Genomic DNA, 24,518 nt, shown 5'->3' on the forward strand with positions numbered 1-24,518 from the left:
GGAGGGCTCGGGTGCTTGGAGCGTATCCGGTGCGGGCGCGGCGGTGTTCAGCCCTCCTTCTGCAGTTCGGCGAGCAGGCGGCGGGCGACGGCGTCGTTCTGGCGGAAGGACGGGGCGTCGGTGCGGGGGCGGGCGAAGGCGGCCGGGGCGCGGGTGGTGGTGGGGGCGCCGAGGGCGGTGCGGCGGGGGTGCGGGCGGTGGCCGAGGGCGGGGTCGATCAGCCGGGCGTCGGGGTCGGTGCGGACCAGCCCGGAGCGGTAGACGTGGCCGTCGGGGTCGGTCAGCCGTTCCTCGTCGATCCGGCCCTCGCGCAGGAGCTGGCGCAGCAGCGGGTCGTCGGTGCGGTCGAGGGCGTGCCGGGGGAGGAAGGCGTCGACCAGGGCGGTGCCGTGGACGTGGTGGCCGGGCAGGGCGGGGGAGGAGGCGCGGAAGGTGCCGTGCTCCTCGTCGAGGTCGACGCGCAGCTCGGGGCCGAGGAAGTGCAGCAGCCCGGCGTCGGAGAGGGCGAGCAGCTGTTCCAGGCGGAAGCCGGGCGGGCCGGAGGCGTAGAAGGAGAAGAAGCCGGCCCACCAGCCGTCGAGGTGGGCGGCGGTGGAGCGGGCGGTGAGCGGGTGGGCGGGCAGCAGGTGGACGAGGTGGCCGTAGAGCGAGAGCAGGGCGTAGAAGGCGCCCAGGTCGGCGCTGTGCCGCAGGTCGGAGCGGCGGGCCAGGTCGGCGCGCAGGTGGGCGCGCAGGTGCTGCTGGAGCTCGGCGGGGCTGCCGACCCGCAGGCCGGTGAGCGGGCGGTCGAGCCGTTCCAGGTCGACGCGGTCCTCGGGGTCGGGGACGGCGGCGGCGACCAGGTCCACCCGCTCGGGGCTGTCCCAGGGGTGGCGGTCGTAGGCGGCGAGGAACTCCGCCCAGGGCAGGGCGGTGCGCTCGGGGTGGCCGTGGAACAGCTCGTGGTAGTAGCCGAAGCCGATCTCCTTGGCCATCGCGGGCCACAGGTCGCGCCGGAAGTCGACCTGTTCGTCGGGGAGTTGCAGGTCGGGGCCGAAGTAGCGCGGGAACGGCGGGGGCGGGCCCTGGAGCCGGTAGCCGGTCTTGGCGTGGTACGGGACGCCGCGGCGGCTCCCCGCGTACAGCACGGGTTCGCGGCCGGAGGGGTGGTAGCGCAGGCCGCCGCCGGGGCGGGGGGTGAAGCGGCCGCCGCGGCCCTCGGTGAGCAGGGCGACCAGGTCGACGAAGGCCAGGCCGAGGCCGCGGACCACCACCCGCTCGCCGGGGGCGAGGCCGGAGAGGTCGGCGTCGGCGGTGAAGGCGGGCGGCAGGTAGGTGCGGCCGTGGCGGGCGGCGAACGCGCGGGGCTCGGCGGTGTCGGGGCCGGGCGCGGAGTCGAGGTGGCCGAGGGCGAGCACCACCCGGTCGGCGAGCAGCACGGTGTCGGAGAGGTGGACGCGCTGCGGCCCGTCCGGGTCGCCGGTGATCCGGCGGGCGGTGTCCCGGTGGACGAACAGCCGGACGTTGTCCGGGAGTTCACCGGCGGCCCGGCGCAGCACCCAGTCCAGGTAGCCGCTCTGGGCGCGCCGGGTGGGGAAGTCGGTGGGGGCGAGGGCGCGCAGTTCCGCGGCCACCTCCTCGTCCTCGGCCGGGCGGTACGGGGGGTGGGCGGCCGGGTCGGCGGCCCACTCGGCGAGCGAGGGGCCGGGGCGGACCGGGCCGTCCATGGTGGTGCGCTCGTCGGTGAACATGGTGACGTCCTCGGCCATCGAGTTCATCCGCAGCAGCGGGGACTGCGCGTGCCGCCAGATCCGGCCGCCGCCGGGCGGGTGCGGGTCGACCAGGTGGACGTCCAACTCGACGCCGGGGCCCAGCAGTTCGGGTGCGTTGGCGGCGATCCGCTCCAGCAGGCCGGTGCCGCGCGGCCCGGCCCCGATCACGACCAGTACGGGCACCGCGCTCACCGCCCGGCCGTGCGGCGGAAGGCTGCACGGGCCCGCTGGAGCGGGGTCGGCGGCAGGCCGCCGCGGGTGGCGCCGCGGGCGAAGTGCCGCTCCAGGTAGTACTGGCCGACGGACAGCACGCTGGTCACCGCGACGTACCAGAGGGTGGCCACCATCAGCAGCGGGATCACCCGGTACGTCTGGTTGTAGATCATCTGGGCGGAGAACAGCAGGTCGTGGACGGCCAGCACGCTGATCACCGAGGTGCCCTTGAGGGTGCCGATCAGCATGTTCCCGGCGGGCGGCAGGATCGCCCGCATCGCCTGCGGCAGCACGATCCGGCGCAGCACCCGGCCGCGGCCCAGGCCCAGCGAGGCGGCCGCCTCCAGCTGGCCCTGGTCGACCGACAGCACGCCGGAGCGCACCACCTCGGCGGCGAACGCGGCCTCGTGCAGGGTCAGGCCGATCAGGGCGGTGAGCACCGGACCGAGCAGGTTGACGGTCTTCACCGAGAACAGCTCGCCGCCGAACGGCAGGCTCAGCGACAGCGTCGGGTACAGCAGCCCGATGTTGAACCAGAGCAGCAGCTGCACCAGCAGCGGGGTCGCCCGGAAGATCCACACGAAGCCCCAGCTCAGGCCCTGCAGCACCGGGTTCCCGGAGAGCCGGGCCACCGCCAGCGCGGTGCCCAGGGCGAAGCCGAGGGCCACCACCGCGCCGGTCAGCCACAGCGTCAGCAGCAGGCCGCGCAGGATCGACGGCGAGGTCAGGTAGGAGCCGACCACCGGCCACTCGAAGGCGGCGTTCCCGGCCAGCGAGCGCACCAGCAGTGCGGCGGCCAGCAGCGCCAGCCCGCCGCTGAGGTACCGCCCGGGGCGGCGGCGGGGCACGATCGGCAGCCCGGCCAGGGCGGGCGGTGCGGCGTCCGGGGCCTTGTCGGCGGGGGAGGCGGGGGAGGTGGAGGCGGGTGGTGCGGCGGCGGGCGAGGCCATGGAGGGCTCCAACGGGCGGCGGGGCAGGCGGTCTCCGCATGCCGTCACTCACGCGCGCCGCGTCCCTCAACGCGGCTGGGCCTGGCGGCAGTTCGGCCGGGCCCGGGCAGTTCTCGCTCCGATTCGATCGTACGCGCGAGCGAGCGGCGGCTGTCAAGGACGCGGGTGTGACGTCGGTGTTTCGTCCCCGGCGGAAAGGTTGACGGACCGTCCGCGGCACTGCTCAACTGTTCGACATGACAGCCGAGCAGCCCGCCCTCGTGACGCGAGGCCACATCGACTTCGGTCGGGTGTGGTCCGCGGCGTGTCGCGGCTGACCCGGCAGCGGGCCGCCTGATCCGGCCCTTCCTCCCTCCGGGAGTCCTCCCTCGGTCGCCCCTGTCGCGGGCCGGGAAGCCGTCCGTCCGGACGGACCAGCAGGCGCACGCTGCCGCCGCCCCTAGCGTTCCCGCTCGCTCCTGAGCCGGCGTCCCGTCACGCGCCCGCGCCCGTCCTCCCCACCCGCCGCCGCCGTCCGCAGCCGTCCGCACCGCCCGCCGGGGCGTCCCCCGGCATGCCCGGACGCGGCCCGCACCACCGGAAGAGGCTCCACCATGCCCGTCGAGTTCCTCGGAATCGCCGCCACCGGCGACGGTTCGGAGACCACCGCCCGCACCACCCACGCCTTCGACCGCGACTACACGCTGCGCCTGGCCCGCGCCCACGAGGACCACGGCTGGGACCGGGTGCTGTTCGCCTACGGCGCCGGATCGCCCGAACCCGCCGCCTCCGCCGCGTACCTCGCCGCCAAGCTCGACCGGCTGCAGATCCTGCTCGCGCACCGGCCCAACGTCTCGTACCCGACCTTCGCCGCCAAGACCTTCGCCACCCTGGACCGGATCAGCGACGGCCGGCTCACCGTGCACTTCATCACCGGCGGCAACGACCACGAGCAGCAGCGCGAGGGCGACTTCCTGCCCAAGGACCGCCGCTACGACCGCACCCGCGAGTACATCGGCATCGTCAAGAAGGCCTGGACCAGCCGCGAACCCTTCGACCACGAGGGCGAGTTCTACCGCTTCAACGACTTCGTCTCGGACGTCTTCCCGGTCCAGCAGCCGCGCCCGAACGTCTCCTTCGGCGGCTCCTCGCCCGCCGCGTTCGCCGCGGGCGGCGCCGAGGCGGACATCTACGCGCTGTGGGGCGAACCGCTGGCCCGCACCGCCGAGCAGATCGAGCTGGTCAGGGCCGCCGCCCGGGCCGCCGGGCGCACCGACACCCCGCGCATCCAGGTCGCCTTCCGGCCGATCATCGCGCCCACCGAGGAACTCGCCTGGGAGAAGGCGCACCGCACGGTCGCCGCGATCAGGGCCCGCCGGGAGAGCGACGACCTGGTGCGCCGCCGGCTCGCGAACGGCGCCGGGCCGGAGAACGCGGGCTCGCAGCGGCTGGTGGAGATCGCCGAGGCGGGCGAGCGCTACGACCGCGCGCTGTGGACCCCGACCGCCGCCGCGACCGGCGGCGCGGGCAACTCCAACGCCCTGGTCGGCACGCCCGAGACGGTCGCCCAGGCGCTGCTCGACTACTACGACCTCGGCGTGGACATCCTCTCCGCCCGCGGCTACGACCACGTCGGCGACGCCATCGACTTCGGCCGGTACGTCATCCCGATCGTCCGCGAGGAGGTCGCCAAGCGCGACGCCGCCCGGGCCGACGCCGCCCGGGCCGACGCCGCCCGGGCCGACGCCGCCCGGGCCGATGCCGCCCGGGCCGGGGCCGACGCGGCATGAGCGCGCTGACCGTCGAGCGGGCCGTCCTCGGCGACCCGCTCACCGAACCGCTGGTCCGCGAGCTCACCCACGAGTACGTCACCCGCTACGGTCCCGGCGGCCACCAGGAGATGGCCCGCTACGGCGCCGAGGAGTTCGCCCCGCCGCACGGCCTGCTGCTCCTGCTGCTGCAGGACGGCGAACCGGTGGCGGGCGGCGCCTACCGCCGCCACGACGACCCGCACACCGCCGAGGTCAAGCGGATGTGGACCGCCGCCGGCCACCGCCGCCGGGGCCTGGGCCGCCGGGTGCTGGCCGAGTTGGAGTCGGCCGCCCGGGAGGCCGGGTACCGCCGGATCTTCCTCACCACCGGTCCGCGCCAGCCCGAGGCCAAGGGCCTCTACCTGGCGGCCGGGTACACCCCGCTGTTCGACGTCCGCGTCGAGCCCGCACCGGACGGCGACCCGCTGCCGTTCGAGAAGGACCTGCTCACCACTGGCACGGCCGCCGCGGCGGCCGGAAAGGCACCGATCCGATGAAGCGCCACCTCCCCGCCGTCGCCCTGGCCGCCGTCGCCGCCCTGGCGCTGGCGGGCTGCGGCTCCGACCCGGCGGCCGCCCCCGGGGCCGCGCCGGTCGGCATCCAGCCCGACCAGGACGTCCTGTCGGGCGTGCAGAAGAACGAGGCGGCCGCGGCGCTGCTGCCCGCCGACGTCCGGGCCGCGGGCACGGTCAAGCTCGGCGGCGCGGTCGGCTTCCCGCCCGGGGCGTACTACCCGGAGGGCAAGAAGGAGATCACCGGGCTGGACGTCGACCTGGTCAACGCCGTCGCCAAGGTGCTCGGGGTGCAGGTGCAGCGCGAGGACGCCGCGTTCGAGACCATCCTGCCCGCGCTCGGCAGCGGCAAGTACGACGTGGGCACCGGCAACTTCGGCGTCACCGAGGCCCGGCTGAAGACCATCGACTTCGTCACCTACATCGACGACGGCCAGGGCTTCGCGGTGCGCGCGGACAACACCGCGCTGAACACCGTCACCGACCTGGTCCAGCTGTGCGGCCTGACCATCGGCACCGGCGCGGGCACCACCTTCGAGGCCACCCTGAACGCCAAGAAGGACGTCTGCGCGCAGGCCGGCAAGAAGCCGTACGAGGTCAAGGTGTTCTCCGACAACGGCGCCGTCTTCACCGGCCTGCAGCAGGGCCGCCTGGACGTGGTGATGTCCACCATCAACGGCCTGCGCTACCAGGCCGCCCAGCCCGGCGCCAAGACCCGCTTCCTCGGCGAGTACCACCTGCTCGACGTCGGCTTCGCGTTCAAGAAGGGCTCGGCGCTCACCCCGGCCTTCCAGGCCGCCGTCAACCAGCTGATCAAGGACGGCACCTACCGGAAGATCCTCGCCAAGTGGGGCACCGCCGACTCGGCGATCACCGAATCCAAGATCAACCCGCCCGAGCACCCCTGACCCGCCCCAGGAGCCCCCGATGACCGCCCTCACCCCCGAACAGGCCCTCCCGCTCCGACAACCGGCCGACTCCGTACAGGAGTTGAGGATCGTCCCGCACCGCAGGCCGTGGCGGCTGGTGGCCGGCCTGGCCGCGTTGGTGCTGGCCGCCCAGTTCCTGCACGGACTGGCCGTCAACCCCGGCTGGGACTGGCCGACCTTCCGCACCTTCGTCTTCTCCGACAGCATCCTGCGCGCGGTCGGCGTCACCCTCCAACTCACCGCCTACGGCACCGTGCTGGGCTTCGCGCTGGGCGCGGTGATCGCCGCGCTGCGGCTGTCCGGCAGCCCGATCCTGCGCACCATCGCCTGGACGTACGTGTGGGCGTTCCGCTCGATCCCGCTGATCGTGCAGCTGGTGTTCTGGTTCAACCTGGCCTACCTGTACAAGCGGATCGGGATCGGCGTCCCGTTCGGTCCGACCTTCGCCTCCTTCGGCACCATGGACCTGCTCGGCGCCCTCGGCGCGGCCGTCCTCGGCCTCGCCCTGCACCAGGCCGCGTACGCCGCCGAGATCATCCGCGGCGGGGTGCTCGCGGTGGACGCCGGGCAGCTCGAAGCCGCCGCCGCGCTCGGCATCCCGCGGTTCCGGCAGGCGTGGCGGATCGTGCTGCCGCAGGCCATGCGCGGCATCCTGCCGAACGCCGCCAACGAGGTGATCTCGCTGTTCAAGGGCACCTCGATCGTCTACGTGATGGCGATCGGCGAGCTCTTCTACCAGGTGCAGGTGATCTACGGCCGCACCGGCCGGGTGGTGCCGCTGCTGATGGTGGCCACCGTCTGGTACGTGCTGCTGACCACCGCCCTCTCGCTGGTCCAGTACTACGTCGAGCGCTACTTCGCCCGCGGCAGCGAGCGCCACGCGCCGCCCACCCCCTGGCAGCGGCTGCGCGCCGCCGTCACCGAGAGCAAGGAGAAGCGGGCATGAGCAGCGAGAGCGCCACGGCCATGGTCGAAGTACGCGGCGTGCACAAGCGGTTCGGACGGCTGGAGGTGCTGCGCGGCATCGACCTCGACGTCCGCCCCGGCACCGTCACGGTGGTGCTCGGCCCGTCCGGCTCCGGCAAGTCCACCCTGCTGCGGGCGGTCAACCACCTGGAGAAGCTCGACCGGGGGTACGTCCGGGTTGACGGCGAGCTGATCGGCTACCGGCAGGTCGGCGACAAGCTGCGCGAACTGCCCGAGCGCGAGGTGCTCAAGCAGCGCACCCGGCTCGGCTTCGTGTTCCAGAACTTCAACCTGTTCCCGCACCTGACCGTGCTGGAGAACCTGGTGGAGGCCCCGGTCGGCGCGCTCGGCGTGTCCAAGGAGCGGGCCCGGGCCCGGGCACTGGAACTGCTGGAGCGGGTCGGCCTGGCCGACAAGGCCGCCGAGTACCCGCGCCGGCTCTCCGGCGGCCAGCAGCAGCGCGTCGCCATCGCCCGGGCGCTCGCCCTGGAGCCCAAGGTGCTGCTGTTCGACGAGCCGACCTCCGCGCTCGACCCCGAACTGGTCGGCGAGGTGCTCGACGTGATCAAGGACCTGGCCCGCACCGGCACCACCATGATCGTGGTCACCCACGAGATCGGCTTCGCCCGCGAGGTCGCCGACACCGTGGTGTTCATGGACGGCGGCGTGGTGGTCGAACAGGGGCCGCCCGCCCAGGTGCTGGACGACCCGCAGCACGAACGCACCCGCGCCTTCCTCGCCAAGGTCCTCTGAAGTCCCCTCCCGAACAAAGGAGTCACCCCCGTGTCCGTGTACCGCCGCACCTTCGTCCCGGCCGCCGCCGCCCTCGTCGCCGCCCTGCTGCTCTCCTCCTGCGGCTCCGCGGACAACGCCTCCGCCGACCTCGGCGCCAAGAAGGAGGGCACCGCGCCCAACGGCGTGAAGATCAACCTGACCCCGGACCAGAACCGGATCAGCACGCCCGAGGTCGACGCGATCGCCGCACTCCTCCCCGACGAAGTCCGCCGAAGAGGCACCCTCCGGGTCGCGGCCAACATCGGCACCGTCCCGCCGCTGGGCTTCTACGCCACCGACGACAAGACCGTCATCGGCACCGAAGCCGACCTGGCGTACCTGGTCGGCAACGTGCTCGGCCTGAAGGTCGAGATCGACCCGGTCTCCTGGGAGAACGTCTTCGTCGGCCTGGACAGCGGCAAGTACGACGCGGCCTTCACCAACGTCACCGTCACCGAGGCCCGCAAGGAGAAGTACGACTTCGCCACCTACCGGCTCGACATCCTCGGCTTCGAGGCCAAGAAGGGCGGCAACTGGAAGGTCAAGGGTCCGGCCGACGTCGCCGGGCACACCATCGGCGTCTCCTCCGGCACCAACCAGGAGAAGCTGCTGCTGGCCTGGAGCGAGCAGGACGTCAAGAACGGCCTCAAGCCGGTCGACGTGAAGTACTACCAGAACTCCTCCGACTACTACCTCGCCCTCGGCTCCGGCCGGATCGACGCCTGGCTCGGCCCCAACCCGGGCACCGCCTTCCACTCCGCGCAGACCGGCGAGACCGAGGTGATCGGCACCTACTCCGGCGCCGGAGAGACCGTGATCGGCAAGATCGCCGCCACCACCAAGAAGGACAACGGCCTGGTCAAGGCGCTCAACGCGGCCATCAACGAGACCATCAAGAACGGCACCTACGCCCAGGTCCTGGGGCGCTGGGGCCTGGACAACGAGGCCGTGCCGACCTCCGAGATCAACCCGCCCGGCCTGCCCAAGACCAACAGCTGACACTCCCGGCACGGCCGTTGGAGCGCATCCCTCACCACCCGTGCGGGATGCGCTCCAGCACGCCGCCCGCGAACACGTCGTACAGCGGCAGCGACTCCAGGTGCACGTAGCCGATGTGGCAGTCGCACGACCCCAACGGGCAGGCCCGCGGCCGCAGTTGCTCTTGGTACGAGTCGTCGTACAGGTTGCCCAGCGGCGGCCGGACGAAGTGGCAGCGGCGCACCGTCCCGTCCCCGTCCACCGACACCACGCTCTCGCCCGTCCGGCACGGCAGCCCCGCGCTGCGGTGCGGGTGGCGGCTGTACCCGAACAGCGGGTCCAGCTCCGTCCACTGCGCCGCCTCGGCGTCGGTGTACGTCAGCCCCTCGGCCGCGTTCACCCACAGGTACACCCCCTTCGGCAGCGCCGCCCGCAGCCGCCGGGCCGCCGCCAGGTGCTCCGGCTGCCCGACCACGCCCACGCTGAACCGCACGCCCAGCGCGGTGAGTTCGGCGCACTTGGCGAGGAAGCGCTGCTCGGTCACCTGCCCCGGGTGGTACGTCACCCACAGCGCCAGCTTCGAGCGGTCCGCCTCCGCCAGCCAGCCGGTCCGGCAGCTCGCATTGGTCTGGATCGCCACCCGCTCCAGGTGCGGCAACCGGCTCAGCTCCACCATCGCCCGCCGGTACCAGCTGCGCACCAGCCCCTCGCCCCACGGCGTGAACAGCACCGACAGCCGCCCGTGCCCGTACGCCGCCGCCCAGGCCGTGAACCGCTCCAGCGCCGCCCGGTCGGCCCGCAGCAGCTCGGGGGTGTCGCGCCGCTTGGCGAACGGGCAGTACGGGCAGTCGTAGTCGCAGGAGGACAGCGGGCCCCGGTACAGCACGGTCAGGTGGTCGCTCACTTGGCCTCGTACTCCGCCATGGCGGCGCGCACCGCCGCCGAGAACAGCCGCGGTCCCACCGCGTCCGACCAGGCCAGGCCCTCCGGGCTCAGCAGCAGCCGGGCCGGGTCGCCCGCCGCCAGCCAGCCGCGGGCGGCGAACTCGGCCAGCTCGGCCGGGAAGTCCCGCTCCGGGGTGCTGCCGAAGCGCTCCCGGTAGGCCGCCAGGTCGACGCCCTCGCCCTGCAGCAGCGACTGCACCAGGTGGCGGCGGCGGGTCTCCTCGTCCGTCATCGCCCAGCCCAGCTCGGCCCGGGAGAAGTCCGGCGCGGCCACGTAGTCGTCGATGATCCGCCGCACCTCGCGGGCGTCCACCGCGTAGTCGAAGGAGTAGTGCAGCCGCGAGGTGTACGAGCGGGCCCCGCAGCCCAGGCCCACCATGCCGTCGGTCTGGCAGGCGTACTCGCCCGCGCTCGCGCGCGCCGCGCCGACCCGGCGGAACATCCGCATCGACACCTGCTCGTACCCCTCGGCCAGCAGGTGGTCGCGGCCCGCCCGGTACAGCGCCAGCCGCTGGGCGTCCCACTCCGGGGACGGGCCGGCGGGGGCGTGCCGCCCGAGGCCGGTCAGCGGGCGGATGTACAGCGGGTAGAGGTACAGCTCCTCCGGCTGCCACGCCAGGGCGGCGTCCAGCGACGCGACCCAGCTGGCGGGCGTCTGGCCGTCGATGCCGTAGATCAGGTCGATGTTCAGCACCGGGAACCCGGCCTCCCGCACCCGCCCCAGCGCCGCCTCCACCGCCGCCCGCTTCTGCGGGCGCACCGCCGCCCTGGCCTCCTCGTCCAGGAAGGACTGCACGCCCAGGCTCAGCCGGGTCGTCCCGCGCTCCGCCAGCACCCGCAGCCGGTCGGCCGTCGCGGTGTCCGGCGACGCCTCCACCGAGAGCGGCACCGCCCGCAGGTCCGCCCCCATCCGCACCTCGGCGATGTCGCACAGCCGCTCCAGCTCGGCCGCGCTCAGGTAGGTCGGCGTCCCGCCGCCGAAGGCCGCCAGCGCGAACCGCGCCTGCGGCGCCAGCGCCTCCCGCACCTGCCGGGCCTGCCGCTCCAGCGCGTCCAGGTACGCCGTGGTCAGCCCCTCCGGGCTGCCGATCCGGGTGAACAGGTTGCAGAACCCGCACCGCACCTCGCAGAACGGCACGTGCAGGTACAGCGACAGCGCGTCCTGCTTCTCGTCCTGCCACAGCTCGGCCAGCCGCGGCCGCCCCGGCAGCGGGCGGTAGGCCGTCTTGTGCGGGTACGCGTAGACGTAACTCCGGTACGGGGACTCGGTGGTGGCGGTGCTCATCGGGGCTCCTGCGGGCTGGCGGGGAGGGTGAAGTGCGCGTACGGGACGGTCCAGACCACCTCGTGGCCGATCCGGTGGCCGGTGTACCCGTCCTCGCCGTACGCGGTGCCGTGGTCGGAGCAGACGATCGCGAAGCACGGCCGCCGGGCGCTCATCGCCGCGAACAGCCGTCCCACGTGCGCGTCCACGTACTCCAGCGCGGCGGCGTGCGTCTCCCGGCTGTCCCCGTCCTCCCGGGTCGCGCCCGGCAGGTGGAACCAGTTCGGCTGGTGCAGCGCCGAGACGTTCAGGAACAGGAACAGCGGCCGGTCGGGCGGCTGCTCGGCCGCGACCCGCTCCGCCACCGCCACCTGCGACTCGAAGGAGGTCGGCGACGGGACGCCCAGCTCCGGTGCCCAGTGGCTCTCCTGGAACAGGCCCGGCAGGACGGAACCCAGCGGCCCCTGCTTGTTGAAGAACCCCACCCCGCCGATGCACACCGTCCGGTACCCGGCCCGGGCCAGCGCCGTCGGCAGGTCGGGCGCGTCGAACACCCACGTCCGCGCCTCGGTGGTCTCCGAACCGGCGAACCGCGCCGCGAACAGCCGCGGGTGCGGACCGTCCGGCGAGGCGGGCGTCGGCAGGAAACCGGCCAGGATCGCCTGGTGGGCGGCGTACGTGAAACTCCCCGGCGAGTGCCGCCGCTCCCAGCCGCCGGGCGGCAGCACCTTTGCCAGGTTGGGCAGCCGGCCGGCCGCGAGCAGCTCGGCGGCGACGTCGTAGCGCAGCGTGTCGAGGGTGACCAGCAGCAGGTCGTGCGAGCCGACGACCTCGTTCATGTCGGGAATCTCTGCGGCGGACGAAGGGGAACAAACCAGGGGCTCGGGGAACGGCGAGTCCGTGCTGCTGACGGCCGGAGCCCGTCGGAGGTTCGTGCTGCTGCGTGTAGTAACAGAACCAGAAGCAGATGCGCGCTCCGGCAGTGAACCGTCAGCAGACTCGGCCTCGCCGTTCCCCGAGCCCCTGAACGCGTAGGCGGGGGAAGCCAGTTGCGCCGCGTAGGTGTCCAGGCCCGGGGCCGGCCCTTCGGGGAGGCCGGGGAGGTTCGGGAGGAGGTCGCCGAAGGCGTTGACCTCGGCGACCAGGGCGCGGCGCCAGTGGGAGTGCGGGAGGAGGTCGACGCCGACCATCGGGGCGTGCGGGAAGCAGCGCGCGGCGGCCTCCGCGGTGGCGAGGAGCTCGGGCCAGTGCTCGCCCGCGGCGGCCCGGGCGAGGGCGAGTTCACCGCGGGCGCCGCCGAGGTGGAGGTTGGTCATGGGGTGGCGGCTGGTGCGGACCACCGCGTGGGTGGCGCGCCCGCCGACCACCAGCACCCGCAGGTCCGCGGCACGGCCGTGCTGGCCGGACTTGGGCACCCAGCGCTCGACGTGCAGGCCCTCGGGGGCGAGGCGGTCGACGAGTTCGGCGACCTCCGCCGCGGAACGGTAGCGGCGGACGGCGAGCGAGTTGTGCAGCCCGTCCGGGGTGAGCTCGACCGAGGTGGTGGCCTGGACCCGGCCGTGCGGGCCGAACTCCAGCGCCACCACGCCGGACGCGGAGGAGCCGTGCACCGGCTTGAGGAACACCCGGCGCATCCCGGCGTCCGCCAGCCGCTCCCGCAACTCCGCGAAACCGGACGGCGGTCCGCCCGGCAGCGCGTCCGGCACCGGCACCCCGGCGGCGGTCAGCAGGGCGTGCGTGCGCCGCTTGTCGAACATGGCGGCGATCTCGTCCGGGTCGCCGAGCAGGCGCACCCCGGGCCGGGCGGCCAGCCCGCGCAGGGCCGCGGTGACCCCCGCGTACCAGGCGGGACCGCCCTCGACCCGGGTCGGGGCGTAGCCCGGGCCGAGGACGGGACCGCGCAGCAGCCGGTCGGCCTCCGGGTCCTCGCCGGGGGAGTCGAGCCGGACCACCGCGCCGGGCGGCAGCTCGTACCGCCCGCGCAGCAGGTCCGACCAGGGCAGCACGGCGGGCTCCGGCCGTCCGGCGGCGCGGGCCGCGGCGGCGAACAGGGTGACCCGGCGGTGCCCCGGACAGCCCAGGACGACCAGCTGGTGGTGCGTCAATTCCCTCGTCCCGCCTACTCGGAGACGGCGACGTAGCGCCAGTTGTCGCCCGGGTCCTCGGCGTCGGAGAGGTCGATCGTGACGCCGGGCAGGGCGTCGCGCAGCCGCTGCTGCATGCCCTCGGTGAGGTAGTGGTGGTGCAGGTCCAGGGTCTTCAGGTGGGTGAGCGGCTGGCCCTCCAGCAGCGCCGCCGCGCCCTCGTCGGTGAGCGCGCCCATGGACAGCGACAGCCCGGTCAGCCGGGGCACCACGGGGGCCTGGGCGACCAGCGCGGCGATCCGGTCCTGCTCCTCGGCGTCCTGCAGGCCCAGGTGCTTCAGCGCGGGCAGCTTGGCGCCGGACAGGAACGGGGCGAGGTCCTCCAGCGTCCAGTCGCCGCCGTAGCTGTCGACGCCGAGCCACAGCTCCAGCCTCTCCAGCGCCGGGAAGTCGCAGGCGCCGACCGCCCGGACGACCGGCGCGGGCAGGCCGCCGGACTCGAAGCGCAGCGCCTTCAGCCTCTCGTGCCGCAGCGGCTTGAGGGCGAGCCGCTCCTTGTCCTCGTAGTCCGCGGCGGAGCCGCGCACCACCAGCTCCTCCAGCAGCGGGAAGGTCTCGAACACCGGCGTGACGTCGCACATCTGGATCCAGGAGATCTCGCACTCCTCCCCGGTGACGTCGCAGAGGAACAGCGCACGCAGCGCGGGCATCCGGTCGGCGGCGGCGAGGATCAGCGGCAGCGCCTCGGACAGCGGCTCCGGCTCCTCCTGGAACCAGCGGCCCAGCACCAGCGCGGTGACCCGCTCCGGGTCGACGGTGTCCAGGAACGCCTGCCACAGCTCGGGGAACTCCTCGTCCTCGTCCTCCCAGTGCAGGCCGACCCGCCAGGCGGTGCTGCCCGCCGCCGGGAGGTCGCCCTTCGTCCGGGCGGTGCGGAAATCGGTGACCGGGAGGCCGTGGAACTCCTCGGCGTGGTCGCTGACAACCATGCGCTGCTCCTCGCTGCTTCGTCGTGCCGCTGCCGGTGCCGCGGCTCGTGGTGGGCCGGAGACCTGTCTACCAGGCGCCCGTGACTTCACCCGCACGAAGGACGCACAGCGGGCGCGGTTGTCGGTGGTGCGGCCTAGTTTGCGGTGCACGGAGTTCCGGCAGCGGGCCGGACCGGACCGCGGGAGGCCCCGTGTACCGTCAGGGAGACGTACTGATCGTTCCGGTCGCGCCGGACGCCGTCCCGGGCACCGTCGCGCAGCTGGCGCGCCGGCCGCGGGACGCCCGGGGGCGGCTGGTGCTGGCCCTCGGCGAGGTGACCGGGCACGCCCACGCGGTGCTCGGCCCGGGCGAACTCGTCCGCGAGGGCGGCCCGTTCGCCCCCGCCTGGCTGCACCTGCCGGAGGGCGGCAGGGTCGTCCACGAGGAGCACGCGGCGATCACCCTGCCCAGCGGCTGGTTCCGGGTGGTCCGCCAGCGCGAGTACACGCCCGGCGCGGTCCGGATGGTCGCCGACTGAGCCCCCGTCCGAGCCCGCCCCGTAGCAGACCCAGGACCCAGGACACGGAGAACCGATGACCAGCCAGCTGACCGGCCGTCCGGCCGACCTCTCGGTGGCCCACTGGCGGGCCGTCGCCGCCGCCACCGGCCCCGCCGACCGGGCCACCGCCGAGCAGGCCGTCCGGGACGCCTACCGGGCCGCCGGGCTCGCCGAGCCCGCCGAGTTCCGCTGGTACCCCTCGCCGCGCGCCGCCCTCACCGAACTCCTGTCCCGCCCGGGCGGGTTCGGGGCCAGCGTGCGCGAGCAGGTCCGCACCGCCGCCTGGGAGCGGGCCCGCACCGCGGCCCTCGCCGCGCTCGGCCCGGCCGGCTGGGCCGAGCTCTGGAACACCACCGGCGCCGAACTCGCCGCCACCGCCGCGCTGCCCGCCGAACGCGTCCGCACCGCGCTGCTCGACCACTTCGCCCCCGAGCCCGAGCCGATCGACGACTGGCAGCAGGCCCGCAGGCCCGAGAACCGGGCGGTCCGGCAGCGGGCCGCCGAGGAGCGCGCCGCGGTCCGGCTCGCCCTGCTGGACGCGGTGGCCGGGCAGCACGACGCCGCCTGGCTCGCCGCCTTCGACACCGCGGGCACCGGCGACGCGGCCCTCGCCGCGCTGGCCGGCGTCGCCCGCCAGGCCGGCTGGTGGTGGCCGTACGAGCGCGCCGTGCTGCTCAGCGAACGCCCCACCGTCCTGCACCGCGACGAGGCCGGCCGGCTCGACCGCGCCGACGGCCCCGCCCTCGCGTACGCCGACGGCTTCGCGCTGCACGCCTGGCGCGGCATGCCCGTCCCCGCGGACTTCCCCGAGCAGCTGACCGGCCTCACCCCCGAGCGCATCCGCTCCGAGGAGAACGCCGAGCTGCGCCGCGTCATGCTGGAGCACTTCGGCTACGACCGCTACCTCGCCGAGTCCGGCGCCGAGCCGCTGCACCGGGACGAGACCGGCGTCCTGTGGCGGATCCAACTCCCGGACGACGAACCGGTGGTGATGGTCGAGGTGGTCAACTCCACCCCCGAACCGGACGGCACCCACCGCACCTACTACCTGCGCGTCCCGCCCGGCACCCGCACCGCCCGGGCCGGCGTCGCCTGGACGTTCGGCGTCGAGGAGGCCGACTACCGGCCGCAGCGCGAGACCTGACCGGCGGCCGGGCCGGGCGCGGGGCGCCGGGAGGGCCGGGAGGGCCGGGCGGCTGTCAAGGGTGCGGGCCGCTGATTCGGCTTCCGCCCGGTCCCTTTCGATTGGGAGGATTTCGCCGAACGGACACCACTGTTCCGCAGGCGAGCACCGCTGGTATACCTCAATGTCCCGGGGCAGGGTCGGACCCGCCCCCGAGACGAACAGGTGGTGACGGGCAGTGAAGCTCCTCCGCGTGGGCCCTGCGGGCGCAGAACGACCGGTCGTACTCGCCCCCGACGGCACCGCCCGCGACCTCCGTCCCCTCACCCCCGACCTGGACGGCGCCTTCCTTGCCGGGTTCGACCCGGCGACCTTCGACCCCGCGGCCCTCCCGGTCACCGACCTCACCGGCGAACGCGTCGGCCCGCCGGTCGCCCGGCCCGGCAAGATCGTCGGCATCGGCCTCAACTACCGCGACCACGCGGCCGAGGCGGGTGCCGCGATCCCGACCGAGCCGGTGGTCTTCCTCAAGCCCACCAACACCCTGGTCGGCCCCCACGACCAGGTGCTCGTCCCGCGCGGCAGCGAGAAGACCGACTACGAGGTCGAACTCGCCGTCGTCATCGGCCGCACCGGCCGCTACCTCGACACCCCGGCGGACGCCGCCGCGATCATCGCGGGCTACGCCGCCGTCAACGACGTCACCGAACGCGCCTTCCAGTTCGACCGCGGCGGCCAGTGGGACAAGGGCAAGTCCGCCGAGACCTTCACCCCGCTCGGCCCCTGGCTGGTCACCCCCGACGAACTCGGCGACCCGCAGGCCCTCGGCCTCCGCCTCTGGGTCAACGGCGAACTCCGGCAGGACGGCTCCACCGCCGACATGATCTTCCCGGTCCACGAGACCGTCCGCTACCTCACCCACTTCATGCGCCTCGACCCCGGCGACGTCGTCATCACCGGCACCCCCGCCGGCGTCACCCTCGGCCGCCCCGGCACCCCCTTCCTCCGCGCGGGCGACAAGCTCGCCCTCGAGGTCACCGGCCTCGGCCGCCAGGAGACCACCCTCGGCCAGGCGTGACCCCACGCGGTCCCGGGGTGCGGAGAACGGCCGGAACGGGGACTTCTCAGGCAAAGGATCTGAAAAGAAGACGTTATGACGGAGTGGAAGGTTCCGATACGATCCCTTCCGCCCGCCGCCGCGTGACGGTCCCACCGCAGTGGCGGCTCTCGCGCGAACCACCTTCCCTGGGGGAGTCTTGAGCATCCGTCGGTCGATCGCCGCTGCCGTCTTCGTCGCGGCCGTCTCCGCACCCACCGTCCTCGGCGCCGCACAGGCGATGGCCGAGACCACCCCGACCGGCCGGTCCGCGCCGGACGCCGCGCCCACGGCGCCGGACGCCGCGCCCACGGCGCCGGACGTCGAGCCCACGGCGCCGAACGTCGAGCCCGCTGCTCCGGTCACGCCGGTGCTCGACGAGGCCGCGCTGCGGGCCCGCCTGGCGGCGGCCCTCGCCGAGCCGGGCCACTACGCCCATTACTACAAGACGGTCAAGGAGGCGCAGGGCGGTACCGCTGAGCAGATCCGGCACTTCCTCGACGTCGAGCTGATCGGGGTCGTCCACGACGACAACAACATCAGGGCCACCCAGATCATGAGCGAGTCCGGGGACGGCCCGATCCGGCAGGCGGCCCAGGCGGCGTTCAACGACGGCAGTCCGGAGGCGATCGAGCACTTCCTGCACGTCACCGTCCCGGCGCTGACCGCCGACAACAACCGCGTCAAGCTCTCGCAGTTCGCCGAGACCCCGCTCATCAGCGCCGGACTGCGCGCCGCGGCGCTCGCGGTGCTGGAGCGGGGCAGCGCCGAGGAGATCGCCGACTTCCTGGCACAGGCACCGGGGATGCTGCTCGACGACTACCGCATCCAGGCCACCCAGGCGATGTCCGTGGGCGGCCCCGAGGTCCGGAAGGCCGTGAACGTGCTGCTGACCAGCGGCACCCTGGAGGACCTGCGCGAGTTCCTGGCCACGGGGCTCAAGGAGGCCCAGGCCCGGGACAAGGCGGCCGAGCAGGCGGGCGGCAAGGACGGCGGCGCGGACGGGAACGGCACGAAGGGCGAGGAGGGCCGGCCGTCGGGCAACGGCGGCAACGACGCCACCGAGGCCGGTCTGACCACCACGACCGCCACGACCACCAGCACCGCCACGACCACCAGCACCGCCACCGCCACGGAGACCGGCACCGGCACGGGCCTGGCCTTCACCGGCCCGGGCACCCCGCTCGCGGCCGTCACGACCGCGGGCGCGGCGGCGATCGCCCTCGGTGCGGCCACCCTGGTGGTCACCCGCCGCCGCAAGGAGACCGCCCCTGGCCGGGGGTGAGAACGGCGAGGCCGTGGCTTCGGGCCGCCCGAACGGCGCCCGAAGCCACGGCACGCCCCGGCGGTGAACCGTGAGCAGCTCCGGGCCCGCCGTTCCCCGGCCCCTACCGGGCCCTCCTCAGAGCCCCATCTCGCGCAACCGCGCGATGAGCACTCCCGCCGGACTCTCCGCGGTCTCCAGCTCCAGCCAGCCGTGCAGCACCTCCGCGGTCTGCCCGTCGCGGACGGCGGTGGCCGCGGCCATCACCACGAACTGGTCGACCAGCCAGGCGCACAGCGAGTCGGCCGGGATCTGCCGCCCCTCGTCGAGCCAGCTGATCGCGGAGGCTTCGACCACCGAGATCCACGAGCGCACCAGCAGGGTGAGCCGCGGCCCGGCCTCCCGCACGCCGAGGTGGCGCAGGGTGCGCCGGAGCGCCGCCCGGCGCACGTCGTCGACGATGGCCGAGGTGCGCGCGGTCTCGACGACGGAGCCGCCGCGCAGCAGCGCGCCGTAGCCCGCGGCGTGCTCGCCGACGAAGTCGAAGTAGCGGTGCAGGACGGCGCCGAGCTGCTGGGTGGGGGTGCCGTCGGTGGGTTCGACGGCGAAGCGGGTGGTGAGCTCGGAGGCGGCGCTGCGCAGCGCCGCCTCGTACAACTGCTGCTTTCCCCCGGCGAAGTAGCGGTAGACGAGCGGCCGGGAGGCGCCCGCGGCCTCCGCGACGTCGTCGAGGGAGACCTCCTCGGGCGGGCGGGCGGCGAAGAGTTCGAGGGCGACGGCGATGAGTTGTTCGCGCCGTTGCTGGACGGGCAGTCGGCGGTAGGCGGCGCGGCGTGGGCGCTCCGCGGCGGTGGGGTCGTCGACGGGTTCCTCGACGGGGTCCCCGACGGGGGAGGGGGTCGCTGCCATGCGTGCCAGGGTAGACCTCGGGCGGGGCCGCCGGACCCCCTCCGCACGGCCGCTACCGGCGGGTTCCCGCCGGGCGGGGCCCGCTCCGGGGCCGCAGACTGTGGGCAGGTGTCGGGTGAGTCGCGGCGAGGAGCGGCCGGTGCGGTGGGTGCGGGCGGTGGCGCGATGGGTCGGGAAGTCCCCGGGGACGTACGTGTGGCTGCTGCTGCTGGCGATCACCAGTTTCGTGGTGGCGCGGATGGACCCGGCGGCGCTGGAGTACTTCCTGCAGAAGCGTTCCACCAACCTCGACCAGCTCTCCTCGCACCCGGTGCACGCCCTGCTGGCCAGCCTGATCTGGACCGAGCAGGCGAACTTCCTCTTCTACTTCGTGGTGTTCCACGTCTTCCACGTGCCCGCCGAACGCTGGCTCGGCACCCGCCGCTGGCTGACGGTCGCGCTGACCGCGCACGTGCTGGCGACCTTCGTCAGCGAGGGCGTGGTCGCCTGGGGCGTCCACCACCACGTGCTGCCGCAGAACATGTCGACCACGGTGGACGTCGGCGTGTCGTACGCGTTGGCCGGGGTGGAGGGCGTGCTGACGTACCGGCTGGCCGGGGCGTGGCGCTGGGTGTACGGCTGCGGGCTGGTCGGGTTCTACCTGGTGCCGCTGCTGGCCTCGCACACGTTCACCGACCTCGGGCACTTCTGCTCGGTGCTGATCGGCCTGGCGTTCCACCCGATCACCCGGGGCCGGCCGACCTGGGACCCGTGGCGCAGCGCCCGCCGACTCGTCCCCGCGAAGGGGTGACCACTTCGACAGCGGACAGGGGTTGAATTCGCCTGCGGCTGCGACAGGATGGCCGGATGGCTCATGAACTGAACGTCCCTCACCCGAGCGGCCCCACCCCGCGCCGCCTCGCCGACTCCTACGTCCACGCGCTCGCCGAGGTCGACCCGCTGACCGCGGTGTACCTCGGCCTCAACCCGGAGGACGACCGGCTCACCGACCTGTCGTCCGAGGGCATCGAAGCCACCGCCGAGCTGGCCCGCCGCACCCTCGCCGCCCTGGACGAGCTGGAGGCGTCCGGCCCGGTCGAGGACGAGGCCGAGCGCCGCTGCGCCCGGCTGCTGCGCGAGCGGCTGACCGCCGAACTGGCCGTGCACGACGCGGGCGAGGGCTACCGCAGCGTCCGCAACCTGGGTTCGCCGGTGCACAACACCCGCGAGATGTTCACCCTGCTGCCCACCGGGACCGACGAGGACTGGCAGCGCCTGGGCCGTCGGCTGGCCCGCTTCCCGCTGGCGATGGCCCAGTACCGGCAGAGCCTGGAGGAGGGAATCCGGCGCGGCCTGCTGTCGGCGCCGCGCCAGGTGGAGACGGTGGTCGGCCAGTTCGGCGAGTGGATCGACGGCGAGACCCCCGGCGGCTGGTTCGGCGAACTGGTCGCCGCCGCCCCCGAGCACCTGCGCGGGCAGCTGACCGCCACCGCGGTCGAGGCCACCGCCGCGCTCGCCGACCTGCGCGACTGGATGCGCGACGCGTACGCCCCCGCCGCGAAGGGCACCCCCGACGCGGTCGGCCGCGAGCGCTACGCCCGCTGGGTGCGGTTCTGGACGGGCGCCGAGCTCGACCTGGACGAGGCGTACCGCTGGGCCTGGGAGCAGTTCCACGACCTGGACGCCCAGATGCGGGCCGAGGCGGAGAAGGTCCGTCCGGGCGCGACCCCGATGCAGGCGATGAAGTGGCTGGAGACCGACGGCCCGGCGATCCGCGGCGAGCAGGAGGTGCAGGAGTACCTGCAGGGCCTGATGGACCGGGCGATCAACGACCTCCAGGGCACCCACTTCGACCTGGCCGAGCCGCTGCTCAAGGTCGAGTCGCGGATCGCCCCGCCCGGCAGCGCCGCCGCCCCGTACTACACCCAGCCCTCGCTGGACTTCTCCCGCCCCGGCCGGACCTGGCTGCCGACCCTGGGCCGGGAGGCGTTCCCGGAGTGGGACCTGGTCTCCACCTGGTACCACGAGGGCGTCCCGGGCCACCACCTGCAGCTGGCCCAGTGGACGTACGTCGCCGACCGGCTCTCCACCTACCAGGTCACCCTGGGCGGGGTCAGCGCCAACATGGAGGGCTGGGCGCTGTACGCCGAGCGCCTGATGGACGAGCTCGGCTACCTCACCGACCCGGGCCACCGCCTCGGCTACCTGAACGCCCAGATGATGCGGGCGCTGCGGGTGATCGTCGACATCGGCATGCACGCCGAGCTGGACTTCCCGGCCGACTCGCCGTTCGCCCCCGGCGAGGCGATGACGCCGGAGCGGGCCCGCGCGTTCTTCGGCTCCTACTGCGGCCTGTCCGCGGGCTTCCTGGACAGCGAACTGGTGCGCTACCTCGGCCTGCCCGGCCAGGCGATCGGCTACAAGCTCGGCGAGCGGGCCTGGCTGCGCGGACGGGCCGCGGCCCGGGCGGCGGCCGAGGCGCGCGGCGAGGAGTTCGACCTCAAGGGCTGGCACATGGCGGCGCTGTCCCAGGGCTCGCTGGGCCTGGACGACCTGGTCACCGAGCTGGGCGCGCTGTAACCGGAGCGACCGGACGACCGCGTCCCGGGTGGCCGATGCGGCCGGGCACCCGGGGCCGCCGTCCCGAATGCTGACATCAACGGACAATCCGCCTTGCCGTCGCCCCGTTCGGGGGTTTCCCTGGGAAGAGCGCCGTACGCGCCCAGCCCCACTCCCGATCCTGCGGAAGGCGGCCCCACGGTGACCCCCCAGCACGCCCCCGAGACCTCCGAGGCCGACCCGCGCCGCTGGTGGGCCCTGGCAGTCATCGCCATCGCCCAGCTGATGATCGTCCTCGACGCGACGATCGTGAACATCGCCCTCCCGTCCGCGCAGAAGGCGCTGGACATCTCCGACGCCAACCGGCAGTGGGTGATCACCGCCTACACGCTGGCCTTCGGCGGCCTGCTGCTGCTCGGCGGCCGGATCGGCGACCTCTTCGGCCGCAAGCGGACCTTCCTGGTCGGCCTGCTCGGCTTCGCCCTCGCCTCCGGCATCGGAGGCTTCGCCACCACCGGCGCCGTGCTCTTCGCCGCCCGCGCCCTCCAGGGCGCCTTCGGCGCACTGCTCGCCCCGTCCGCGCTCTCCCTGCTCTCCGTCACCTTCCGCGACCCGCGCGAACGCGCCACCGCCTTCGGCATCTTCGGCGCCCTGGCCGGCGGCGGCGCGGCGATCGGCCTGATCACCGGCGGACTGCTCACCGAGTACCTGTCCTGGCGCTGGTGCCTGTACGTCAACATCCCGATCGCGATCGTCACCGGCATCGGCGCGTACTACCTGCTGGTCCGCGACCACATCGACCGCTCCCGCCGGGTCCGGCTCGACCTGCCCGGTGCGGTGCTCGGCTGCGGCGGCCTGCTGGCCATCGTGTACGGCACCTCCGAGGCGGTCTCCCGCGGCTGGGACGACTGGCTGGTGCTCACCGCGCTCTGCGTCGGCGTCGCCCTGCTCGCGGTCTTCGCCCTGGTCGAGCGCCGCACCGAGCACGCCCTGCTGCCGATCCACCTGATCAGCGACCGCAACCGGGCGGGCGGCGCGCTCTCCGTGGGGCTCGCCGTGATCGGCATGTTCGGCCTGTTCCTCTTCCTCACCTACTACCTGCAGGTGATCAAGGGCTACTCGCCGATCAAGGCCGGCGTCTCCTTCCTGCCGATGACCGCCGCCATCGTGGTCAGCGCCGCGGGCCTCGCCTCCCGGCTGATGACCCGCGTCCCGACCCGCAACCTGGTCGTCCCCGGCCTGCTGCTCGGCGCCGGGGGCATGGCCTGGCTCACCCAGATCAAGGTCGACAGCCCCTACACCACCATGGTGCTGCCCGCCGAACTGCTGCTCGGCTTCGGCATGGGCCTGGTCTTCATGCCCACCATGAGCCTGGCCACCCTGGGCGTCGCCCCGCAGGAGACCGGCGCCGCCTCCGCCATCATCAACAGCGCCCAGCAGGTCGGCGGCTCGATCGGCACCGCCCTGCTCAACACCATCGCCGCCAGCGTCACCGCCACCTACCTGGCCGCCCGCAACCCCACCGACCCGCTGGTCCAGGCCCAGGGCGCGGTGCACGGCTACGCCGTCGCCACCACCGTCGCGATGGGCATCCTGCTGGCCGCCGCGGTGATCGCCTTCCTGATGATCAACCACCGCCCGGCCCCCGGCGAGGCCGAGGGCGAGGACGCCGCCGCCGCGGCCCGCGCCGCGGTCTGACCCCTCCGGGCCCGGCCCGGACCGCGGGGCGGGTGTCGCACCGGGCGGCCCGCCCCCGGCCGTGGCACGCTGCTGTGCTGCACGCCGCCGGAAAACTCACGAGCCTCCCAGGGACTCATGACGGCTTTCCCAGTTCGACGGCGGATATTGGGGCAGGCGGTGTGCGACAGGTGCCCGCGTCGGAACCGCGGCGCGGGCGCCGCCACGACCAGGAGCAGCGGGAGCGGGGCAACGAATGGGACGACACACCAGGCCGGAGGAGCGCCGCACCCTGCGGCCGGTCGCCTTCACCTCCTTCCTCGCCGTCGGCGCCGTCGGGGTGATGGCGGCCGCGGGCCTGCTCACCGTCCACCTGCGCGACGCCGGGGACCCCAGCAGCGACGGCGTCGCCCCGGCCACCTCCGCCAGCGCCTCCCCGTCCCCGTCCCCTTCGCCCTCCCTCGCTCCCGCGCCCTCCCCCTCGCCCAGCGCCCCCGCCGCCGTCGTGCTGCAGGACGCCCCCGCCACCGGGCCCACCCTGCAGGCCCCGCCCTCCGCACCCCCCGACGTCCCGCTCGGCGTCACCACCACCGCCCCCGACGACGCCGAATCCCGCCGGGTCGGCGCCCTGTTCTCCGGCCCGACCGGCCCCGGCAACCACTTCTGCACCGCCAGCGTCATCGACAGCCCCGGCCGCAACCTGATCCTCACCGCCGCCCACTGCCTGTCCGGCGCGAACGGCACCACCTTCGTCCCCGGCTACCGCAACGGCCAGGCCCCGTACGGGACTTGGCAGGTGACCAAGGTCTACACCGCGGACGGCTGGCAGTCCGGCAACGACCCCGACGAGGACTTCGCGATCCTCGCCGTCGCTCCCAACGACGGCCGCCAGATCGAGGACGCCCTCGGCGGCAACCCCCTCGGCACCGACGCCGCCTGGACCGTCCGGGCCCGCCTCTACGGCTACCCCGCCGGCACCGAACTCCCCGTCGTCTGCACCAACACCACCAGCCGCCAGGACACCTACCAGCGCCGCATCGACTGCCCCGCCTTCCCCGGCGGCACCAGCGGCGGCCCCTTCGTCGACGCCGCCACCGGCCAGGTCATCGGCGTCATCGGCGGCTACCAACAGGGCGGCGCCACCGACGACGTCTCCTACAGCGCGGCCTTCGACCACACCATCGCCGACCTCCTGTCCCGAGCCGGCTGAGCGCGCCCCGTCGGAGGA

21 protein-coding genes and 1 pseudogene are annotated in these 24,518 nt (G+C 74.2%); 14 read left to right on the plus strand and 8 right to left on the minus strand.

Translation table 11 applies throughout. The features are described 5' to 3' along the window. Positions 1-47: 47 nt before the first annotated feature. Complete coding sequence (locus tag QSK52_RS07120; RefSeq protein WP_435053179.1) at positions 48-1,943, minus strand: FAD/NAD(P)-binding protein; 1,896 nt, start codon at positions 1,941-1,943, stop codon at positions 48-50. Beyond that, positions 1,940-2,914, minus strand: coding sequence for an amino acid ABC transporter permease (locus QSK52_RS07125; protein WP_285734813.1), 975 nt, complete (start codon positions 2,912-2,914; stop codon positions 1,940-1,942). Before QSK52_RS07125 ends, QSK52_RS07120 begins: the two co-directional genes overlap by 4 nt. 593 nt (positions 2,915-3,507) lie before the next feature. On the opposite strand from QSK52_RS07125, the gene QSK52_RS07130 reads away from it, so the two are divergent. The 6 genes from QSK52_RS07130 to QSK52_RS07155 are packed head-to-tail and all read left to right on the plus strand — an operon-like array spanning position 3,508 to position 8,884. Beyond that, positions 3,508-4,683 carry an LLM class flavin-dependent oxidoreductase gene (locus QSK52_RS07130; protein ID WP_285734815.1) on the plus strand — a complete coding sequence of 392 codons (1,176 nt, stop codon included), beginning with the start codon at positions 3,508-3,510 and terminating at the stop codon, positions 4,681-4,683. Continuing rightward, positions 4,680-5,201 carry a GNAT family N-acetyltransferase gene (locus QSK52_RS07135; protein WP_285734817.1) on the plus strand — a complete coding sequence of 174 codons (522 nt, stop codon included), beginning with the start codon at positions 4,680-4,682 and terminating at the stop codon, positions 5,199-5,201. The genes QSK52_RS07130 and QSK52_RS07135 overlap by 4 nt, the downstream gene beginning before the upstream one ends. Next, positions 5,198-6,124: an ABC transporter substrate-binding protein gene (locus QSK52_RS07140; protein WP_285734820.1), complete on the plus strand. Its 927-nt coding sequence runs from the start codon at positions 5,198-5,200 to the stop codon at positions 6,122-6,124. Before QSK52_RS07135 ends, QSK52_RS07140 begins: the two co-directional genes overlap by 4 nt. Before the next feature lie 19 nt (positions 6,125-6,143). Further along, positions 6,144-7,091: an amino acid ABC transporter permease gene (locus QSK52_RS07145; protein WP_285734822.1), complete on the plus strand. Its 948-nt coding sequence runs from the start codon at positions 6,144-6,146 to the stop codon at positions 7,089-7,091. Beyond that, entirely contained in the window at positions 7,088-7,864 is a 777-nt protein-coding gene (locus QSK52_RS07150; protein WP_285734824.1) for an amino acid ABC transporter ATP-binding protein, read from the plus strand. The genes QSK52_RS07145 and QSK52_RS07150 overlap by 4 nt, the downstream gene beginning before the upstream one ends. A gap of 30 nt (positions 7,865-7,894) precedes the next feature. After that, a complete protein-coding gene (locus tag QSK52_RS07155) occupies positions 7,895-8,884 on the plus strand; it encodes an ABC transporter substrate-binding protein (protein ID WP_285734826.1) in 990 nt (329 codons plus the stop codon). 31 nt (positions 8,885-8,915) lie between these two features. On the opposite strand, the gene QSK52_RS07160 is transcribed toward QSK52_RS07155, so the two are convergent. The 5 genes and pseudogenes from QSK52_RS07160 to QSK52_RS07180 all read right to left on the minus strand — a co-directional run bounded on the left by QSK52_RS07160 (position 8,916) and on the right by QSK52_RS07180 (position 14,144). Beyond that, positions 8,916-9,767, minus strand: coding sequence for an STM4011 family radical SAM protein (locus QSK52_RS07160; protein ID WP_285734829.1), 852 nt, complete (start codon positions 9,765-9,767; stop codon positions 8,916-8,918). After that, complete coding sequence (locus tag QSK52_RS07165; protein ID WP_285734830.1) at positions 9,764-11,092, minus strand: STM4012 family radical SAM protein; 1,329 nt, start codon at positions 11,090-11,092, stop codon at positions 9,764-9,766. Before QSK52_RS07165 ends, QSK52_RS07160 begins: the two co-directional genes overlap by 4 nt. Next, entirely contained in the window at positions 11,089-11,910 is an 822-nt protein-coding gene (locus QSK52_RS07170) for an STM4013/SEN3800 family hydrolase (RefSeq protein ID WP_285735097.1), read from the minus strand. Before QSK52_RS07170 ends, QSK52_RS07165 begins: the two co-directional genes overlap by 4 nt. A gap of 264 nt (positions 11,911-12,174) precedes the next feature. Continuing rightward, positions 12,175-13,176 (minus strand): annotated as a pseudogene (locus tag QSK52_RS07175) (STM4014 family protein); the annotation flags it as partial. 14 nt (positions 13,177-13,190) lie between these two features. Then, the gene (locus QSK52_RS07180; protein ID WP_285734832.1) at positions 13,191-14,144 is read right to left on the minus strand and encodes an STM4015 family protein; all 954 of its coding nucleotides are present in this window, start codon (positions 14,142-14,144) and stop codon (positions 13,191-13,193) included. Positions 14,145-14,335: 191 nt separating this feature from the next. Here QSK52_RS07180 and QSK52_RS07185 point away from each other — a divergent pair, with 191 nt between their 5' ends. From QSK52_RS07185 to QSK52_RS07200, 4 genes are all read left to right on the plus strand, one after another. After that, entirely contained in the window at positions 14,336-14,662 is a 327-nt protein-coding gene (locus QSK52_RS07185; protein ID WP_285734834.1) for a hypothetical protein, read from the plus strand. A 55-nt stretch (positions 14,663-14,717) separates the two neighbouring features. After that, complete coding sequence (locus QSK52_RS07190) at positions 14,718-15,827, plus strand: DUF6745 domain-containing protein (RefSeq protein ID WP_285734836.1); 1,110 nt, start codon at positions 14,718-14,720, stop codon at positions 15,825-15,827. Between the two features lie 217 nt (positions 15,828-16,044). Next, entirely contained in the window at positions 16,045-16,884 is an 840-nt protein-coding gene (locus QSK52_RS07195; RefSeq protein ID WP_285734838.1) for a fumarylacetoacetate hydrolase family protein, read from the plus strand. Between the two features lie 178 nt (positions 16,885-17,062). Next, positions 17,063-18,187 (plus strand): ALF repeat-containing protein, encoded by a 1,125-nt coding sequence (locus QSK52_RS07200; RefSeq protein WP_285734840.1) that lies wholly within the window; start codon positions 17,063-17,065, stop codon positions 18,185-18,187. A gap of 117 nt (positions 18,188-18,304) precedes the next feature. On the opposite strand, the gene QSK52_RS07205 is transcribed toward QSK52_RS07200, so the two are convergent. Further along, positions 18,305-19,075: a TetR/AcrR family transcriptional regulator gene (locus QSK52_RS07205; RefSeq protein ID WP_285734842.1), complete on the minus strand. Its 771-nt coding sequence runs from the start codon at positions 19,073-19,075 to the stop codon at positions 18,305-18,307. Between the two features lie 115 nt (positions 19,076-19,190). On the opposite strand from QSK52_RS07205, the gene QSK52_RS07210 reads away from it, so the two are divergent. The 4 genes from QSK52_RS07210 to QSK52_RS07225 all read left to right on the plus strand — a co-directional run bounded on the left by QSK52_RS07210 (position 19,191) and on the right by QSK52_RS07225 (position 24,500). Then, entirely contained in the window at positions 19,191-19,865 is a 675-nt protein-coding gene (locus tag QSK52_RS07210; RefSeq protein WP_285734845.1) for a rhomboid-like protein, read from the plus strand. A gap of 56 nt (positions 19,866-19,921) precedes the next feature. Next, positions 19,922-21,634: a DUF885 domain-containing protein gene (locus QSK52_RS07215; RefSeq protein ID WP_285734847.1), complete on the plus strand. Its 1,713-nt coding sequence runs from the start codon at positions 19,922-19,924 to the stop codon at positions 21,632-21,634. 180 nt (positions 21,635-21,814) lie between these two features. Continuing rightward, on the plus strand, positions 21,815-23,311 hold the full coding sequence (locus QSK52_RS07220) for an MFS transporter (protein WP_285734849.1): 1,497 nt from the start codon (positions 21,815-21,817) through the stop codon (positions 23,309-23,311). 235 nt (positions 23,312-23,546) lie between these two features. After that, complete coding sequence (locus QSK52_RS07225) at positions 23,547-24,500, plus strand: trypsin-like serine peptidase (RefSeq protein WP_285734851.1); 954 nt, start codon at positions 23,547-23,549, stop codon at positions 24,498-24,500. The last annotated feature ends 18 nt before the right edge of the window (positions 24,501-24,518 follow it).

This window comes from Kitasatospora phosalacinea (assembly GCF_030268885.1).
Classification (GTDB): Bacteria; Actinomycetota; Actinomycetes; order Streptomycetales; family Streptomycetaceae; genus Kitasatospora; species Kitasatospora phosalacinea_C.